Origin of the sequence: Pseudomonas hefeiensis (assembly GCF_030687835.1) — a bacterium.
GTDB classification, from domain to species: Bacteria; Pseudomonadota; Gammaproteobacteria; order Pseudomonadales; family Pseudomonadaceae; genus Aquipseudomonas; species Aquipseudomonas hefeiensis.
This window is the reverse complement of sequence record NZ_CP117449.1, coordinates 3,980,159-3,997,092: the sequence shown is the minus strand read 5'-3', so window position 1 is coordinate 3,997,092 and position 16,934 is coordinate 3,980,159. Positions and strand designations below refer to the sequence as shown.

Genomic DNA, 16,934 nt, shown 5'->3' with positions numbered 1-16,934 from the left:
AATGTCTGCTTTCGCTTTTTCCGGTCTCAACCTCGCGGTCACCACGCCTTTTGATGCCCAGGGCAAGATCGACTATCCGCGCTTTGAGGCCTTGCTCGAGCGCTATCTCGCCGCCGGCGTGCATGGCTTTGTCTTGAGTTCCGGGACAGGGATGCATGTCTACCTGAGCAAAGAAGAGTCCAGGCAACTGGTTGCCTTTGGCGCCAAAGTCATTAACGGGCGTGCCCGCGTCATCGTTCAAACCTCTGCCTTATTGGTTGACGAGGTGGTGGAGCGCACCCGACATGCCGCCGAGTGCGGCGCGGACGGGGTCATGGTGCTTCCGCCATTTTTCGAAGGACCCACCGATGACCAGGGCATCGTCGACTTCTATTCCACCGTGTCTGAAGCCGGACTGTCCATCATCGGCTACAACGTACCTCAGGCGGTGGGCGTCGAAGTCACCCCGGATCTGTTTCGCCAACTGAGCGAAATTCCGAACTTCGTATCGGTCAAAGACAGCAGCGGCGATCTGGCGGCGCAGGCGTCGCTGATTCGTACGGGGCTGCCGACAATGAATGGCGCCGATCCACTGGTGCCGTACGCGCTCTTTGCCGGTGCAGCGGGTCTGATCTGGGGCGGGGCGAACATGGCGCCACGCTCTTGTGTTGCGGTAGTGAAGGCCGCCATGGAGCAGGACTGGACGCGTGCCCGGGATATCTGGCGGTCGATCGAGCCGGTAATGTCGTTGATCTGGCGGGGTGATTACGTGCAATCGGTCTATGCCGGTGCCGAGATCACCGGCTATGGAGCGGGTAATCCTCGCCGACCGTTGGCTCGTCTGCCTGCTGAGAAGATCGCCGTGCTAGAGACAGCCCTTGAGCCTTTGATCGCTCTCGAGTCCGAACTCGCCTGACGATCTTGGGAGCAAGTTATGTACGTGGCCACTAAATTTCCAAAAAACAGCAGTTTTTCCGCCTGGGTGGCCATGCTTCCTGCGCGCATACCGACCCTCCCGCTGGAAGGCGCAGTGACCGTTGACGTTGCGATCATCGGTGCCGGCTTTGCCGGTCTCTCTGCCGCGCGACGGTTATCCCAGCTCGATCCGACTCTGCGGGTTGCGATACTGGAAGCCGGCGTTGTCGCAGAGGGTGCCACTGGGCGCAATTCAGGCTTCATTATTGATTTGCCCCATGAGGTCAGCTCGGAAGATTTCGGTGGCTCATCAACCGACCGGGCTAAACGGGACATCACCCTTTACCGGACGGCGATCGGCTTGGCCACGGACATGGCACAGGAGTACGGCTGGGGGCACGATATCATTGACCCATGCGGTCGCTACAGTGTGGCTATCAGCGAGAAAGGCGATGCCCACATCAAGGCTTATGCCCGACAACTGCAAGGGCTCAACGAGTCCCATGAAATCCTGGATGCCAGAGGCATTCATGAGGTGACGGGCAGCCAACTCTATACTTCCGGGCTCTACATGCCCGGTACGGTGATGGTGCAGCCAGCGGCCTACATACGCGCGGTTGCAGACAGTCTGCGCAATCCGGTAACGCTGTATGAGCACTCTGCGGTCCGGTCTTTCGACAGGCAGCCAGGAGGCTGGTCAGTTAAAACATCCAAGGGTACCGTAACGGCCAAACGCATCATTTTGGCCAACAACGGTCATGCACAGAGCTTTGGTCTGTTTCCTGGGCAACTGCTGCATGTCTTCACCTATGCGTCGATGTCGGAGCCTTTCGACCCACGACGCCTGAATGGTAAACGCGACTGGGCTGCCACGCCGGCGCTGCCCATGGGCACGACGGTGCGCCGGCTCAGTGGCGCTGAGGGTGACCGCATCCTGATCCGTTCGCGTTATTCCTATCACGCCGGGCTGGAAATCAACGAGGGGCACGTGCGAAGTGCAGGGCGCGTTCACGATGGAAAATTCGCTGATCGATTCCCCAACCTTACCGGCGTGAAGATGCAGTATCGATGGGGTGGTCCGATGGCGCTGACCTGGAACAGCGTACCGATTTTCGGAGAGATCGAACCTGGGCTGTTTGCTGCCTGTGCTTGCAATGGCTTGGGCGCATCAAAATCCACGGCTGCCGGGATTGCAGCCGCTGAGGCAGTAGTGGGGCTGAAATCGCCTCTGGTTGAAGTGTTCTCGAATTATGACTCGCCCAAAAATCTTCCCCCGCAGCCATTCCTGAGCATCGGCGCGAAAGCTGACTTACGATTACGCGAATGGCGTGCCGGGCGTGAATGATGTTGTCACGAAGCAGCAAGTCCCATCGAAATGGAATGAGTCATGAGCGATCAATTGGACACCGCGGTACGTGCTTACAATGTTCCCAGGCCCCAGTTCGGCATTCTCTTATGTCTTCTCTCAATGCTGGTGTTCGCAAGCCAGGATGGGATCACCAAGGTACTGGTCAAAGACCTCCCAATCGCGCAGTTGGTGATGGTGCGCTATTGGGTATTCCTGGCTTTTGCTATCGGCTATAGCGTCTATCAAGGAAGCCTGCGCGCGGCCTGTCGAAGCCGCCACCCTTACCAGCAGGTCATCCGTGCCTTGATTGGGGTGGGTGAAATTGTCTTGTTTGGATTGGGGTTGCGCTATCTGGGGTTGGCTGAAATGCATGCCCTGTATGCGGTGTTCCCGTTGATGACACTGGCGTTGGCAGGGGTATTTCTGGGGGAGCTCATCGGTGTGCGTCGATGGGTTGCCGCGGCCATAGGCTTCACGGGGACGCTGATTATCCTTCGACCTGGTACCGGTGTTTTCGAGCTTGTAGCACTGATCCCGCTTTTGTCTGCCTTGGGGTTCGCTGTCTTCAGCGTGCTGACCCGCCGGATCAGCCAACATGATTCGTTCGCCACGAACATGCTTTACATGGGGTTCTTCGGCGCGATCACCATCACCTTGTTGGGCTTTCCCGGATGGGTGGCTCCGAGCCCGCTGCAATGGGGCCTGATTGCGGTGCTTTCCACGACAGGCGTGGTGGCCCAGCTGTTATTTCTCCAGGCGCTGAAGTATGCAACGGCGGCCACACTTCAGCCGTTCAACTACACGCTGCTGGTGTTTGCCACGCTGATTGGCCTGCTGGTATTCGGCGAGCTACCTGACACATGGACAGTAGTGGGGGCGTGCCTAGTGATTGCCGGTGGCATGTATGCAATCAAAGCGAGAGGGTAGTGGTTTGCGGGTGTTCATTCGCCTTGAGCCGTCCTTGGCTTCAGGCTTTTACATTAGAACTTGAACCGCCCCACCAACCCTTTGAGCTGCCCGGAAATATCCGTCAACCGGCCCGAGCCCGTCTGCGCCGAGTGGGCATATTCTTCCACCAGTTGTGCATCGGTATGGATTTGCGAGATGTGCCGGTTGATGTCTTCGGCCACCTGGTGTTGTTCCTCGGCCGCCGTGGCGATCTGGGTGTTCTGGTCGCGAATCGAATCCACCGAAATACGGATCTTGTCGAAGCTGTCGCGGGCCTGCTGGATGCGTTCAACGCTGGTTTTGGACCCTTGCAGACTGCCCTGCATCTGCAGGGTGACTTCCTGGGTCCGGCGCGCGAGGTTGCCCAGCAGGCTGTCGATCTCGCCGGTGGAGTCGGCGGTACGCCGGGCCAGGGCGCGCACTTCGTCCGCGACCACGGCAAACCCGCGACCCTGATCGCCGGCACGCGCCGCTTCGATGGCGGCGTTGAGGGCCAGCAGGTTGGTCTGTTCGGCAATCGAGCGAATGGTGTCGAGGATGGTGTTGATGTTCTTGCTGTCCTGCTCCAGCGCCTGCATGGTCTGGGTCGATTTTTGCAGATCCTCGCTCAGTTTCAGTACGCTGCCCGTGGCTTCACCGATGTGCTGTTGACCATCGTGCACGTCGCGATAGCCCGCGTCCGCGCTGGAGGCGGCCTGACTGCAAGAGCGGGCGACCTCATTGGCGGTGGCGACCATTTCGTTGAACGCGGTGCTTACCAGTTCAACGGCCTGACGTTGACGTCCGGCGGCTTCGTTCATGTTTTGCGCCACTTCGCGGGTATCGGCGGCGGCGCTCTGCAGGTCGGAGGAGGCGCTGCCGATGCGCTGCACCAGTTGCGCGATCATGCCCAGGAACTGGTTGAACCAGCTCGCCAGGGTGGCGGTTTCGTCCTTGCCTTGCACCGAGAGCTTGCGGGTGAGGTCGCCTTCACCTTCGGCGATTTCCTGCAGGCCATTGGCAACACCGCGAATCGGCCGCACGATCACACTGGCGAAACTGGCACCGACGATGGCGAACACCACTGCCAGCGAGGCGGCAATGATGGCGATCAACCAGGTCAGGCTCGCGGCCTCGGCCATGACTTCGTCGCGTTTGATCAGGCCAATGAAGCGCCAGCCCAGGTCTTTGGAACTGACGACGTTGGCCATGTAGGGCACGCCATCGATCTCGATCTGAGTCACGCCATCACCGCTTTTGGCCAGTTCGGCATAGTTGGGGCCAAGCTCCGCCATGGGCTTGAAGTTGTGTTTGGCATCGCTGGGATCGACCAGGACGTTGCCATTGGCTTCGACCAGCATCAGGTAACCGCTGTCGCCCAGCTTGATGTTCTTGACCAGTTCGGTCAGTTGCTTGAGTGACACGTCCAGGCCTACCACTCCCACCAGCTTGCCGGCGGCGTCGGAGACCGTATGGACGATGCCGATCAGCGATACATCGTCCGGTGCCCAGTAATAGGCGTCTGTGCGCACAGTGGTGCCCGGTGAAGCGATGGCGGCCTTGTACCACGGACGAACGCGGGGATCGTAGTTGGAAATTTTGGGATCATCAGGCCAGCTGGCGTAGCCGCCGTCGGCCAGCCCCAGAGAAAGATAGGCGGTGGTCGGATGGCTTTTGGCGAATCTGTCGAATATGTCCAGCAGCTGTTTATTGTTCTCAGGGAGCGGAATTTGTGCGGCGTCGGCACCGGAATAATTTTTCAGATCCTTGGCCGCGATAATCCGCGGGTCCTTGGCGAAGAATTCAACGTTCTGGCTGATGCCATCGAAGAACTGCTTCATACCGTTGTCGATCTGACGGATTTCACGGCCGCTGCTGTCCAGGAAGTTGGTTTGTGCGGCGTCGCGCAGGTTTAACACGACAAGCACCGCTACCAGGATAACTGGCAGGCAGGCGATGGCCGCGAACGCCCAGGTCAGCTTCTGTTTGATATTCATGACTTCTCCCGCGGATATTTATAGGTGTTGAAACGGCGGAAACAGGAAACAGTAGCGGTGCGCGTTGCGAGTTTCTGGAACGGGGGAAGCGCCCATGCGTACCTACACCATATCGACCAGAGTCGAAGGTACTTGAGGCCGAACAGGGACCGATCACCCTGCGCTATAGCGAGCCGATTGCAGTCGTCGTGGTTAATCTGGAAGATGTGCCAATTGCTCTGGCGCTTAACGCGCGAGAGTGATGCAAGCCCTGATGCCTTCATGTATTGACGAGGCCCTATGCCAAGCGCATTCGAGAGCGTACTTAAAAACAAAAACATGGCTTACCGGCCGCTCGGATCCCCCGGTGCTGACCAGGCGCCGATTCGTGTTGCGTTCGTATTGATGGACAATTTCTCGATGATGTCCTTTACCGGCGCGGTGGATGCGCTGGTGACGGCCAACCTGATGAGCGACAGACCTCTGTATGAAGTGCTGACGGTTGGGGCGTCGGGGAGTCAGGTGACCAGTGACCTGGGGATCGTCATCTCCGCCGATATCGAGTTGGCGCAGTTGCCGGAGAACCAGGACGTCCTGATCGTCGCCGGTGGCTTTCGCGTGAAGTTGCAGGGCGTGCCGCTGCTGCGACGCAAGCTGCGCGCCAACGCCGCGTCCGGGGCAATACTGGGCGGGCTGTGGAACGGCGTTTTTTTTGTCGCCGATGCTAGCTTGCTCGATGGTTTCGAGTGCGCGGTTCACCCGGAAAGTCGCGCCATGATGGCGGAGGTTTTTCCCCACGTGAAGGTTTCCAGCCGCGCCTATGTCGTTGACCGGCAACGGGTCAGCTGCGCAGGTGCGAACAGCTCGCTGCGCATGATGCTTCAGTTGATCCGCCAGACGGGGGGAGAGGCGCTGGTGGGGGCGATCGAAGAAATCCTGCGGTGTGATGAGTCGGGCGACGCATCGGATCTGCCGCCGGTCTTCGTCGAAACCGATCCGACACTGCCAGAAAGTCTCAAGCTGGCGTTGGAGTTGATGTGGCAAAACATCGAGGAACCGTTGACGATTGATGAACTGGCGGCATGCGTCAAGATTTCCAAGCGGCAGCTGGAACGGCGCTTCTGCAGTTTTCTCGGTGCAACCCCGACGCGTTATTACCTGGAACTGCGCCTGACCCGTGCGCGCCAACTCATCCAGCAGACCAATCGATCCGTCACAGAAATCGCCGTGGCGGCGGGCTTTGTCAGCTCGCCGCATTTTCAGCGCCGGTTTCGGGATTTTTTTGGCGTTCCGCCTGGCAGTTATCGTTCGTCTTTTGAGCGGAAGCAGGCGTTGCGCTGAGGTAGCGCAGTTCACGCGGACCTGCGCTAACGTAGGGCGTTCGTGCAGGTGGCGGCGTGGAGTCAGGTTTTATCGTCTGGCAGTTCGTCTGCAGGCAGCTTGTCAGTCTGCGAGGCGGTCATGGTTGTACCCTTGCACAGCACTTTGCCAACCTCGTCGGCTATCGAACCTTCAACGATGCGACCTTGCATCTGGTCAAACTGAGCTTTTTCAAGGCCCTCGACGCTGTTGTACATCCCCATATGGCGAACATGGCGGGAGGTGCAATCGATTTCCAGTTTTGTGTAGTTGGTGAAGTAGGGACCGGATCTTTGCAGAGTGGCCTGGATGGATGAATCGCTTTCAATAAACGAGACGATGGAGTATTCAGCGTCTGAATCATCGTATTGATAGGTGATGGTCTGGACGTCCGCAGTGGCGCAGCAAGCAACGGACAGAGCAACGATGGATATAACCGTTTTCATACTTTCTTCCATGAAATCAAGCAGAAGCCCAGGGGATCCTAATGGCCAAGTGAGATCATTTTGCTTGGCTTGTAACATTCAGTCAATATCATAGAGTAATGGCATTGCCCACCACTGGTCTGAAAGCGCAATTGGCCGGGAACTTCTCCAGGCTTTTATCCCGCTAAAAAACAGCGTATGGAAGAAAGGTGGCGAACCCTCGCAGCCCATACGCTATCTCAAGTTAGCAAAGCTTGATTTTGCCGGATTGCCCGACATCTTTTAGGCGATTTTTGCGTCGATTTCTCAAACGTTATAGCCGCGGCAATGGCAACCACTCAGGGCATTTGCGGCAATTCCTGTGGGCGCAGATCAAACACCAGGACTTCGGCGTCCTGGCCGTTGCACAACGCCAGTACCTGTTCATCACGCACCCGCACGCCATCACCTTCCTGTAACGACACGCCATTGAGCTCGACGCTGCCACGGGCCACATGCACGTAGGCATAACGATCAGGCGCCAATGTCAGGGTGGCGTTTTCCTCGCCGTCGAACAGCCCGGCATAGACCCGTGCGTCCTGGCGCACCTGGAGCGAGCCGTTGGCGCCGTCCGGGGAAATGATCAATTGCAGGCGACCCCGTTTCTGTTCGGCGCTGAAGTGCTCCTGTTGATAGCGAGGTGTGGCGCCACTGATGTTGGGCACGATCCAGATTTGCAGGAAGTGCACCAGCTCCTCGGCGCTGTGGTTGAACTCGCTATGGGCCACGCCGCTGCCGGCGCTCATCAATTGAACGTCACCGGGGCGAATCACCGAGCCCGTGCCCAAGGTGTCCTTATGTTCCAGTGCCCCTTCGAGTACATAGGAGAAAATCTCCATGTCCCGATGAGGATGCTGGCCGAAGCCCTTGGCCGCTGCGACCCGGTCGTCGTTGATGACCAGCAGGTCGGAGAAGCCTTGTTCATTGACGTTGCGGTAGCTGGCAAAGGAAAACGTATGGAACGAGGTCAGCCAGCCGTGACGGGCGATGCCGCGGTCTGAAGCTTTGCGAAGGGTCAGCATGGTAGCTCTCCTGATCGGTATGGGCGGCGGCGGTGGGCGTTCGCCAGGTTCAGAAGAAGGTTAATGGTTATTGATTGGTGCAATAAGCAGGTGGAAAACGAAAGACTGTCCGTTTTGAGTAGACAATGGATGATGCCTACCCGCAGGCGCCTGGCTTCGACATAATGTGGGTTTTCCAGGCTACACAAAACCTGTGGGGGCGAGCCTGCTCGCGATAAAGCCGGTTCAGCTTGCCTTCTTGTTGGTTGCCAGTGCGCTAGGGTGAGCAGGCTCGCGCCACAAGTGACATCTACAGGTTCTGAATATTTTTGGCGTATTTTCGATGAAAACCGTTGCAATGGTGCTGTTCCCGGATTTTCTCCTGCTCGACATGGCCGGGCCCCTTGAGGTGTTTTCCATCGCCAATCGTTACCTTGAACCCGATCTTCGTTATCAACTGCTGACCCTGGGGACCGAGCGCGGCGCGTTGCGAGCGTCCAACGGCGTGGCGGTACAGGCCGATATCCACATCGACCAGGCCTGGGCCGCCTACGACGTGTTGCTGGTGCCGGGTGGGCCGGGTGCCTATAACGACCAGCATCCGGGATTGCACACCTGGTTGCGCGCGGCGGCGCAACGGGCCACGCGTTACGGTTCCATTTGCACCGGCGTATTTGTGTTAGGAGAGGCGGGGCTGCTCGACGGCTATCGCGTCACCACCCACTGGCACTACACCGAGCGCCTGATCCAGCGTTTCCCCAAGGCCCTGGTGGAAACCGACAAAATCTTCCTGCAGGATCGACGCCTGATCACCTCCGGCGGCGTCACCGCCGGCATCGACCTGGCGCTGTCCATCGTTGCTCAGGACCACGGTCGCAAAGTCGCGCTGGATGTGGCCAAGGTGTTGCTGGTAGTGATGAAACGCCAGGGCGGCCAGGCGCAGTTCAGCCCGCTGGTGGCGGCGGTGGCGGCTCAAGAATCGGCCATTACCCGGGTGCAGAATCATGTGATGGAGCACCTGGAGGAACCTTTCACCATCGAGCGCATGGCAGCCATCGCGGCCATGAGTTCGCGCCATTTTGCCCGGATGTTCGTTCGCGAAGTGAAGATGACGCCCATGGAGTTTCTGCAAGGCGCGCGTATCGACCGGGCCCGCCAGTTGCTGGAATCCACCGATTTGCCCCTCAAGACCGTGGCGTTTCGCAGCGGCTTCGGCAGTGTGCGGCACATGCGTCTGCTGTTCAGTGAAAAACTCGGCCTGACCCCGGTGCAGTATCGCCAGCAGTTCAGTTGAGCCATCGGTGTCCGTCCAGGGCACCGCAATGTCCGTGATGCGCCCTGTGCCAGCATTGTCCTCTGAGCGATGGCTGCCAAGATAACGGCGAACCCTCTGGAAAGGATGCGCAGGAGCCAGGGCAGACGCGTCCGGATAGCCGAAGTGTCATGCCCGCGACGGTTATCCGGCGCTGGATCGCCCATGAACAGTTTCGTCAAAGCCGATACCGAGGCGGCAGTGAGCTTCGGCTCGTTTATCTTTTACCGCCAGCAGCGACTTGTCACCCGAGACGGCGAGCCGCTGGCATTGGGTGGTCGCGCCCTGGACATTCTTCAAGTGTTGCTGGAGAACGCCGGCCACTTTGTCAGCAAGCAAGCGCTTATCGCGCGGGTCTGGCCTGATAGCGTGGTGGAAGAAATCAACCTGCGGGTACACATCGCGGCGCTGCGGCGGGCTTTTGGTGACGGGCCGGACGGTTTTCGCTACATCCTCAATCATCCACGGCAGGGCTATTGCTTTGCCGTGCCCGTGGAGGCTGACCTCGAGCAGCCGGTCGAGCGGCATAACCTGCCCGCGCGCCTGAGCCCGGTGATCGGTCGCGACAAAGTGCTGGGACGGTTGCTCAGCGCGGTGCCCCGTCAGCGCCTGACCACCGTGACCGGACCGGGTGGCGTCGGCAAGACCACCGTGGTGCTGCGGGTCGCCGAACTGTTGCTGGAACACTTTGACGACGGTGCCTGGTTTGTGGACTTGTCCACCATCAGCGACCCGTCGCAGGTGACGGTGCAGGTTTCCCGCACCCTGGGTCTGGGACACGGCGCCTTGAGCCAGCAACTGAAATCCTGGCGGATGTTGCTGGTGCTCGATGGCGGTGATCATCTGCTCGACGCCTGCCGGGACCTGGCCCTGACATTGGGCACATCGGCCCCGCAGGTCTCGCTGCTGTTGAGCAGCCGCGAGCCCTTGAATCTGACTGATGAGAGGGTCGTACAACTGCCGGGCCTGACAGTGGCCTCGGCCCTTGAACCGCAGCACCAGATATTGGCGTGTCCGGCGGTGCAGTTGTTGATCGATCAGGTCGCTGCCCGACAGCAGGGTTTCAAGCCCAATGACCGCGAGCTGGCGGCAATTGTCCAGATATGTCAACGCCTGGACGGGTTACCGTTGGCGCTGGAACTGGCGGCGGCGCAGGTGGGGGTGTTGGGCGTGGCGGGGGTCTTGGAACAGTTGGATTGTGGGCTGTCACTCTTGAACCATGGGCGCCGCACGGCTGTGGCGCGCCATCGAAGCCTGGAGGCGATGCTGGACTGGAGCTTCGAGCGCTTGAATGACGATGAGCAAGCCGTGTTCCAGCGCCTGGCCGTGTTCGATGGGCCGTTTACGCTCAAGGCTGCGATAGCCGTCATCAGTTGCGCTGAGTTGGAAGCCGGGCAATTGCCTGCTCTGCTGTCTCGGCTGGCGAGTCAATCGCTGGTCATGGTCGAGCAATGCGTGGACGGGGTTCAGTTCCACTTGCTCCACACCACTCGCGCCTATGCCCTGGAAAAATTGCGGCGCAGTGATCAGTGGGCTGTTTTCAACCGACGCCACGCGCTGCAAGACGCTTGGGAGGTGCGTCGTTCAAGGCTGCAGCCGTCGGGCCAGTTTTTGCAGCAGCGCGCCAGCTTGCTGTAGGTCGGGGGTCTCGAACCCTTCGCTGAAACGTCGATAGACCGGCCCGAGTAGATCCTGGGCGGCATCGTCCATGCCCCGGCGTTGCCACAGCCGGGCCAGGGACATGGCGCTGCGCAGTTCCCAGGCCAAGGCATTTTGCCTCCGGGCCACCGTCAGGGCGCTCAGCAGTTGCTCTTCGGCGCGGCGCTCAAGGCTGGGGTCGTTTTGCGCCAACAGGGTTTCGGCATCGGCTCGCAGGATCTCCGCCGTACACCAGCCTGCCGCACCGTTGCGGGCGCGCTCGACCTGTGCCTGGCTGACACAGTCGATGCGCAGGGTGACGACGATATCCTGGATCAGTCCGGCGTTGGTCAAGTTCGCTTCCAGGGTTTTGTCATCGAAAGCGCGGGCGTAGTGGCTGGCCCAGTCATGGAACAGCATGACCGAATGTTTCTTGGCCTGGTGCTTCAACAGTTCGAGCCTTTCCCGGGCGGTTGAGTGATCGCCGTTGTAGTTGCGCAATCACACAACCGCTCAGCGCCAGGGTGTAGCAGATCGAGATGCTGTGGTTGATCTGTAAGGCAATCTGCAGCGCAAGGTCGGCGGTGCGCCGGGCTTTCTCGGCAAAGCCTTGTAGCCAGAGAATGCGCGCCAGAACGGTCAGTGCCGCCACGCTCTGATCGTATTGCACGCCGAAACCGTGGGAGAAACGGCTGAGGTGGCCGCTCTGGGCCAGACGCTGGATCACTTGTTCGGCATCACGCCGGGCCGCAGTCTGGTCGCCGGTGAAATGCTGCGCCAGCACACGCAGGCGTTGGGTGCTCAGGGACAGGATCGGGTCGCCGTGCATACCCAGTCGGTCGAAATCCCGGCTTTGTGCCAATGCCTCTTGGTAGTTGCCGCAGCTGAGGTTGACGGTCATGAGCCCCGATATGGCTCGCAGCTCGCCGGCCAGGTCCTGGCATTGTTGTGCCTGGCGCCGGGCCGTGATGAAGGCTTCGACAGTGGCAGGCGTACCGCCTTGGGTGTGGTAATTGAAACTGGCATGGGCCAGTTCCAGCACGAGGGTCAGCCGTGGGCACGGCGCGGGGCTTTGGCGTAATAATGCTCGCGCCTTGCTCACGTAAAGCCCGTGCTCCCTGAGCAGCGACAACTCCTGCCAGAGGGGCAGGGTGCGGGCCGTCAGGCGGATCGCTACCGCATGCGACCCCTGCGGGCTCAGCCCTCGGTCGAGCGCGGCGCGGATGTCGTCGCGATAGATGGCGTAGCGGGTGATCCACTGCCGCGTGGGGGTCGTTTCCCAGTCTTTTTCGGCATGCTCCATGAGCGTCAGGCAGCGCTCGGCGTGTCGTTCGTGGCTGGCAGCCAGCTCCCCGGCTTCAGCCAGTTTTTCCAGGGCATAGCTGCGGGTGGTATCCAGCAGGCGATACCGCACCTCCTCATCGCCGATCTCGACATTGAGCAACGATTTGGCGACCAGTTGGCTGACCGACATCAGCACTTGGTCCGGCGCGATATGTTGACCCACGATCACCGCTGCGGCCGAGGCCAGGTCGAAGCTGCCCATGAACACCGCCAGCCGGCGCAGGCAGGTCTGCTCGCAGGGCGTGAGCAGTGCGAAGCTCCAGTCCAGCGTGGCATGCAGGGTTTGTTGGCGCGGTGCGGCGGCGTTGGTGTCGTTGTGGAGCAGGGCGACGCTGCCTTGCAGCTGCCGGTGAAGCTCCTCCAACCCGAACATACCGATCTGACCGGCGGCCAGTTCGATGGCCAGGGGAATACCGTCCAACCGACGGCAGATGTCGATCACCAGTGGTATGTCCTGATCCGTCAGCTCGAAGCTGTCATGACTGGCCATTGCCCGTTCGGCGAACAGTTGCAGCGCCGGGAACTCCAGGGCCGGATAACCCTCGATGGGCATCTCCCGGGGTGGGAACGCCAGGGAGTCCAGATGCTGCACGTGCTCACCTTCGGCCCGCAGGCCTTCGCGGCTGGTGGCCAGAATATGCAAGTGGGGCGCACCGCGCAGCAGGGTTTCACTGAACTGGGCGATGGCATCGATCAGGTGCTCGCAATTATCGATGACCAGCAGCAGGTGTCGCTCCTTGAGTCGCCGGGCGATGGCGTCCAGCGGATCGCCGTCGTGCAGCGGCAGGTCCAGCAGCGCACATAGGTTTGGGGCAATCATGCATGGATCGTTGAGCGACGCCAGGTCTAACAGATAGGTGCCGTCGCGGTAGTGGCCGATCAGTCGTTCAGCAACCCGCAAGGCGACGGTGGTCTTGCCGATCCCGCCGGTTCCCACCAGGGTGATGAAACGTTTTCGCGGCAACTGGGCCACCAGGTTTTCCACCAGGCCCTGGCGTCCGATCATCCGAGTGCGGCGCGGCGGCAGGTTGCGAGCCAGCGAAGGGTGAGGGATGCGTGCCAGTTGCTCGACCGGCTCCAGGGACAATGGTGCGACAAAACTGTAGCCGCGCTGCGCCACGGTGACGATGTAGCGCTGCCCCGACTGGCCGTCTCCCAAGGCCTTGCGCAGTGCCGCCACGTGCACCCGCAGGTTAGTGTCTTCCACGACGCTCTTGGGCCAGACACGGGCCATCAGTTCTTGCTTGCTCACCACTTGCCCGGCGTGTTCGAGCAACACCAGCAGAATCTCCACCGCCCGCCGCCCCAGGCGCAACGGCTGCCCGGCCTCCAGCACCAGCCGCTGACGCGGATGGACGCGATAAGGACCGAAATGCACCGTCTGTTCGACGGGCAGGCTGAGGTATTGGCTCATGTTGCTCTCAATTTCTTGTCCCGATGCAGGGGCTTTTCCCGAGCATATTCCTCAGGTTTTGTTTCAAGCGCAACGGTGAAGAGTCTTCCCACTGGCAAACACACCACCCTCTGGTTGCCAGAACTCTGTGGCGAGGGGATTTATCCTCGCTGGGTCGCGAAGCGCCCCCAAAAGCCCAATCCCCCATGAATCTGACACACCCAGGTGTCAGTCTCGGGACTGCTTTGCAGCCCTGCGGGGATAAATCCCCTCGCCACAAAAAAGCAGTCTTTATTGGGGATTAACACGCCGGTTCCAAAAAAATTAACAACGTTTAACTCACGCAACTGCCCCCTCTGACCGGACCATTGAGCAATCCACCCCTCTCAAGGAATCACGTCATGAGCACCTTCATCACCCGCGACGGCACCGAGATTTACTACAAGGATTGGGGCAGTGGTCAACCGGTGGTCTTCAGCCACGGCTGGCCGTTGAATTCGGACAGTTGGGAGGCGCAGATGATGTTCCTGGCGTCCAACGGTTACCGGGTGATCGCCCATGACCGCCGCGGGCACGGGCGCTCCAGCCAGCCTTGGGACGGCAACGACATGGACACCTATGCCGATGACCTGGCCGAGCTGATCGAGCGGCTGGACCTCAAGGACGCGGTGTTGCTGGGCTTTTCCACCGGCGGTGGCGAAGTCGCCCGCTACATGGGTCGGCATGGTGCCGCCCGGGTTGCCAAGCTCGGGCTGATCTCGGCGGTGACCCCGTTGATGCTCAGGACCCCGGCCAACCCTGGTGGCTTGCCCGTGGAGGTGTTCGACGGTTTCCGCCAGGCCTCTCTGGCTGACCGTTCTCAGCTATACAAAGATGTGGCCAGTTCGTTTTTCGGCGCCAACCGGCCGGGTGCCAAGGTCTCCCAGGGCATGATCGACTGGTTCTGGATGCAGGGCATGCTCGCCGGTCACAAGAACACCTACGACTGCATCAAGGCGTTCTCGGAGACGGATCTATCCGAAGACCTGCGCAATATCGATGTGCCGACCCTGGTGGTCCATGGCGATGACGACCAGGTCGTCCCGATCGAAACGGCGGGCATCGCGGCCGCCAAATTGCTCAAGAACTCGCAGCTGCTGATCTACCCCGGCGCGCCGCATGGCCTGACCGATACGCACAAGGACCGGCTGAACGCGGACCTGCTGGCGTTCATCCAGGCTTGATCAAGCCATGAAACTGTGGGAGCGAGCAAGCTCGCTCCCACAGGACCGGTATTCAACAGGAATAGCACCCATGAACCGCAATGATTTGCGCCGCCTCGACATGAACCTGCTGGTGATCTTCGAAGCACTGATGTTCGAGAAGAACCTGACCCGTGTCGCCGAAAAGCTGTTCATGGGCCAGCCGGCGGTGAGCGCGGCGCTCGGAAGGCTGCGGGATCTGTTCGACGATCCGCTGCTGATCCGCAACGGTCGCGGCATGGAGCCGACGCCGCGGGCTCTGGCGATCCTGCAGGAACTGCAACCGGCCATGGATACGATCTCGGGCGCGGTCAGCCGGGCTAAGGCTTTCGATCCGTCCACCAGTTGCGACGTGTTTCGCATCGGTTTGTCCGACGATGCCGAGTTTGGCCTGTTTCCACCCTTGCTCAGTCAACTGCGCGAAGAGGCCCCCGGCATCATTGTGGTGGTGCGCCGGGCCAATTTCCTGCTGATGTCGTCGCTGCTGGCCAGTGGCGAAATCAGCGTCGGTGTGAGTTACACCACCGATCTGCCGGCCAATGCCAAGCGCAAGAAACTGCGCGACATTCCCTGCAAGGTCTTGCGCGGCGACCAGCGCCCTGGGCCGCTGACCCTGGATGAATACTGCGCGCGGCCCCATGCCATGGTTTCGTTTTCGGGCGACCTGAGCGGCAACATCGACCTGGACCTGGCGCGCATCGGTCGAACCCGCAAAGTGGTCTTGGCGGTGCCGCAGTTCAGTGGTCTGCGGGCCTTGCTGGCAGGCACTGAACTGATCTCCACCGTGCCTGACTACGCCGCCTGCGCGCTGGTGGAAGGCTGCGCGCTACGCGCCGAGGATCCGCCGTTCCAGATCAATGCCGCCGAGCTGTCGATGGTTTGGAGCGGTGTGCATGACAACGATCCGGCCGAGCGCTGGCTGCGCTCGCGGATTGCCACCCACATGTCCCAACCGCTGCCGGCCGCCGCCTATGCGGATCCGGCTGGAGTTCAGCGATGAGCATCGTGGACGAACGTTCCCTGCAGGATCTGGGTTTGCTGTTCCTGCGCCTGAGCGGTGGGCTGTTTTTACTGTGGGTCCACGGGCTGCCCAAACTGTTGCACTACAGCGTCGAGCTGACGCGCATCGAGGACCCGTTTCACCTGGGCGCCGCGCTCACCCTGACGCTGGCGATTTTCGCCGAAGTGCTGTGCCCCCTGTTGATCATGGCCGGGGTCCTCGTGCGTCTGGCGTGCGTGCCCATCCTGTTTCTATTGGTCGTCGCGCTTGTGGTGGTGCACCCGCAGTGGACCCTGGAAGAAGGGCAGTTCGGTTGGCTGCTGCTGATCGTATTTACCAGCGTGTTGATTGCCGGGCCTGGACGCCTGGCGATGAACACGCGTTTTGTTGGAGTGCTTCGTCATGTCTGAACCTCAAACCGTTGAATTGACCAGCGACCCTGTAAAACCCGGCTTCGACGAAATTGTCACCCTGGTGATCAAGCACCGGATCAAATCCGGCGAAGACGCGGCTTATGAGGCCTGGTTGCGCCGCACCGTGCGGGTGGCCGGTCAGTGGCCTGGGCACCTGGGTGTGGATGTTGTCCGGGGCAAGCTGGGCGGGTTGTCGCTGTTTACCTGCGTGCTGCGTTTCTGCTCCACCGAGGCGATGCAACGCTGGCTGGATTCGCCCCAGCGCCGCGAGCTGGTGGAAGAGGCCGCGCCGCTGTTGGCCGATGGCGACCAGACCGAAGTCGCCCCCCACAAGGAATTCTGGTTCGCCCCGTTGGCGGATGCCTCCATCCCCCCGCCACGCTGGAAACAGGCCGTGGTGACGTTGTTGGTCATCCTGCCCCACACCTTGTTGGTGCCGCTGATCTGGGGGCCTTTGCTGCAAATGCACGCATTTCTTTCCAGTTACGTAGTCGCCACGTTCCTGATCACCCTGACCATCGTGCTGTCGGTGGTGTACGTGTGCATGCCGCTGGCGACTCGTCTGTTCGCGCCGTGGCTTGAAGCTTCTCAAGTCCACGAACACCTGGAGCCCTAAGCAGCGTC

General features: G+C 60.4%; 13 protein-coding genes and 2 pseudogenes. 10 read left to right on the top strand and 5 right to left on the bottom strand.

What is annotated here, in order from left to right; translation table 11 throughout:
* Window position 1: 1 nt before the first annotated feature.
* From PSH57_RS17855 to PSH57_RS17845, 3 genes are read left to right on the top strand one after another with little or no spacing between them, the layout of a single operon-like run.
* On the top strand, window positions 2–895 hold the full coding sequence (locus PSH57_RS17855) for a dihydrodipicolinate synthase family protein (RefSeq protein ID WP_305384529.1): 894 nt from the start codon (window positions 2–4) through the stop codon (window positions 893–895).
* An 18-nt stretch (window positions 896–913) separates the two neighbouring features.
* On the top strand, window positions 914–2,239 hold the full coding sequence (locus PSH57_RS17850) for an NAD(P)/FAD-dependent oxidoreductase (protein WP_305384527.1): 1,326 nt from the start codon (window positions 914–916) through the stop codon (window positions 2,237–2,239).
* Window positions 2,240–2,281: 42 nt separating this feature from the next.
* A complete protein-coding gene (locus PSH57_RS17845) occupies window positions 2,282–3,169 on the top strand; it encodes a DMT family transporter (protein ID WP_305384525.1) in 888 nt (295 codons plus the stop codon).
* Between the two features lie 53 nt (window positions 3,170–3,222).
* Here PSH57_RS17845 and PSH57_RS29340 read toward each other — a convergent pair whose 3' ends face one another.
* Together PSH57_RS29340 and PSH57_RS29335 are read right to left on the bottom strand one after the other, a co-directional pair.
* Window positions 3,223–3,990, bottom strand: a complete 768-nt coding sequence (locus PSH57_RS29340) for a methyl-accepting chemotaxis protein (protein WP_371913960.1) — start codon at window positions 3,988–3,990, stop codon at window positions 3,223–3,225.
* Between the two features lie 93 nt (window positions 3,991–4,083).
* Window positions 4,084–5,166 (bottom strand): annotated as a pseudogene (locus PSH57_RS29335) (cache domain-containing protein); the annotation flags it as partial.
* Window positions 5,167–5,445: 279 nt separating this feature from the next.
* On the opposite strand from PSH57_RS29335, the gene PSH57_RS17835 reads away from it, so the two are divergent.
* Window positions 5,446–6,486, top strand: coding sequence for a GlxA family transcriptional regulator (locus PSH57_RS17835; RefSeq protein ID WP_305384522.1), 1,041 nt, complete (start codon window positions 5,446–5,448; stop codon window positions 6,484–6,486).
* 62 nt (window positions 6,487–6,548) lie between these two features.
* Here PSH57_RS17835 and PSH57_RS17830 read toward each other — a convergent pair whose 3' ends face one another.
* Together PSH57_RS17830 and PSH57_RS17825 are read right to left on the bottom strand one after the other, a co-directional pair.
* Window positions 6,549–6,950, bottom strand: a complete 402-nt coding sequence (locus tag PSH57_RS17830; RefSeq protein WP_305384521.1) for a hypothetical protein — start codon at window positions 6,948–6,950, stop codon at window positions 6,549–6,551.
* Window positions 6,951–7,267: 317 nt separating this feature from the next.
* Entirely contained in the window at window positions 7,268–7,990 is a 723-nt protein-coding gene (locus PSH57_RS17825; RefSeq protein ID WP_305384519.1) for a pirin family protein, read from the bottom strand.
* A gap of 322 nt (window positions 7,991–8,312) precedes the next feature.
* On the opposite strand from PSH57_RS17825, the gene PSH57_RS17820 reads away from it, so the two are divergent.
* Complete coding sequence (locus PSH57_RS17820) at window positions 8,313–9,263, top strand: GlxA family transcriptional regulator (RefSeq protein WP_305384517.1); 951 nt, start codon at window positions 8,313–8,315, stop codon at window positions 9,261–9,263.
* A gap of 183 nt (window positions 9,264–9,446) precedes the next feature.
* Window positions 9,447–10,919: an ATP-binding protein gene (locus PSH57_RS17815; protein ID WP_305384515.1), complete on the top strand. Its 1,473-nt coding sequence runs from the start codon at window positions 9,447–9,449 to the stop codon at window positions 10,917–10,919.
* Here the strand turns inward: PSH57_RS17815 and PSH57_RS17810 are convergent.
* A pseudogene (locus tag PSH57_RS17810) lies at window positions 10,866–13,677 on the bottom strand (ATP-binding protein). The gene PSH57_RS17815 and the pseudogene PSH57_RS17810 overlap by 54 nt on opposite strands.
* A gap of 380 nt (window positions 13,678–14,057) precedes the next feature.
* Between PSH57_RS17810 and PSH57_RS17805 the strand changes: the two are divergent.
* The 4 genes from PSH57_RS17805 (at window position 14,058) to PSH57_RS17790 (ending at window position 16,926) form a co-directional block, all read left to right on the top strand.
* Entirely contained in the window at window positions 14,058–14,879 is an 822-nt protein-coding gene (locus tag PSH57_RS17805; protein WP_305384512.1) for an alpha/beta fold hydrolase, read from the top strand.
* 70 nt (window positions 14,880–14,949) lie between these two features.
* Window positions 14,950–15,897 (top strand): LysR substrate-binding domain-containing protein, encoded by a 948-nt coding sequence (locus tag PSH57_RS17800; RefSeq protein ID WP_305384511.1) that lies wholly within the window; start codon window positions 14,950–14,952, stop codon window positions 15,895–15,897.
* The gene (locus PSH57_RS17795) at window positions 15,894–16,307 is read left to right on the top strand and encodes a DoxX family protein (RefSeq protein ID WP_305384509.1); all 414 of its coding nucleotides are present in this window, start codon (window positions 15,894–15,896) and stop codon (window positions 16,305–16,307) included. The genes PSH57_RS17800 and PSH57_RS17795 overlap by 4 nt, the downstream gene beginning before the upstream one ends.
* Entirely contained in the window at window positions 16,300–16,926 is a 627-nt protein-coding gene (locus tag PSH57_RS17790) for an antibiotic biosynthesis monooxygenase (RefSeq protein WP_305384507.1), read from the top strand. The genes PSH57_RS17795 and PSH57_RS17790 overlap by 8 nt, the downstream gene beginning before the upstream one ends.
* Window positions 16,927–16,934: the final 8 nt, after the last annotated feature.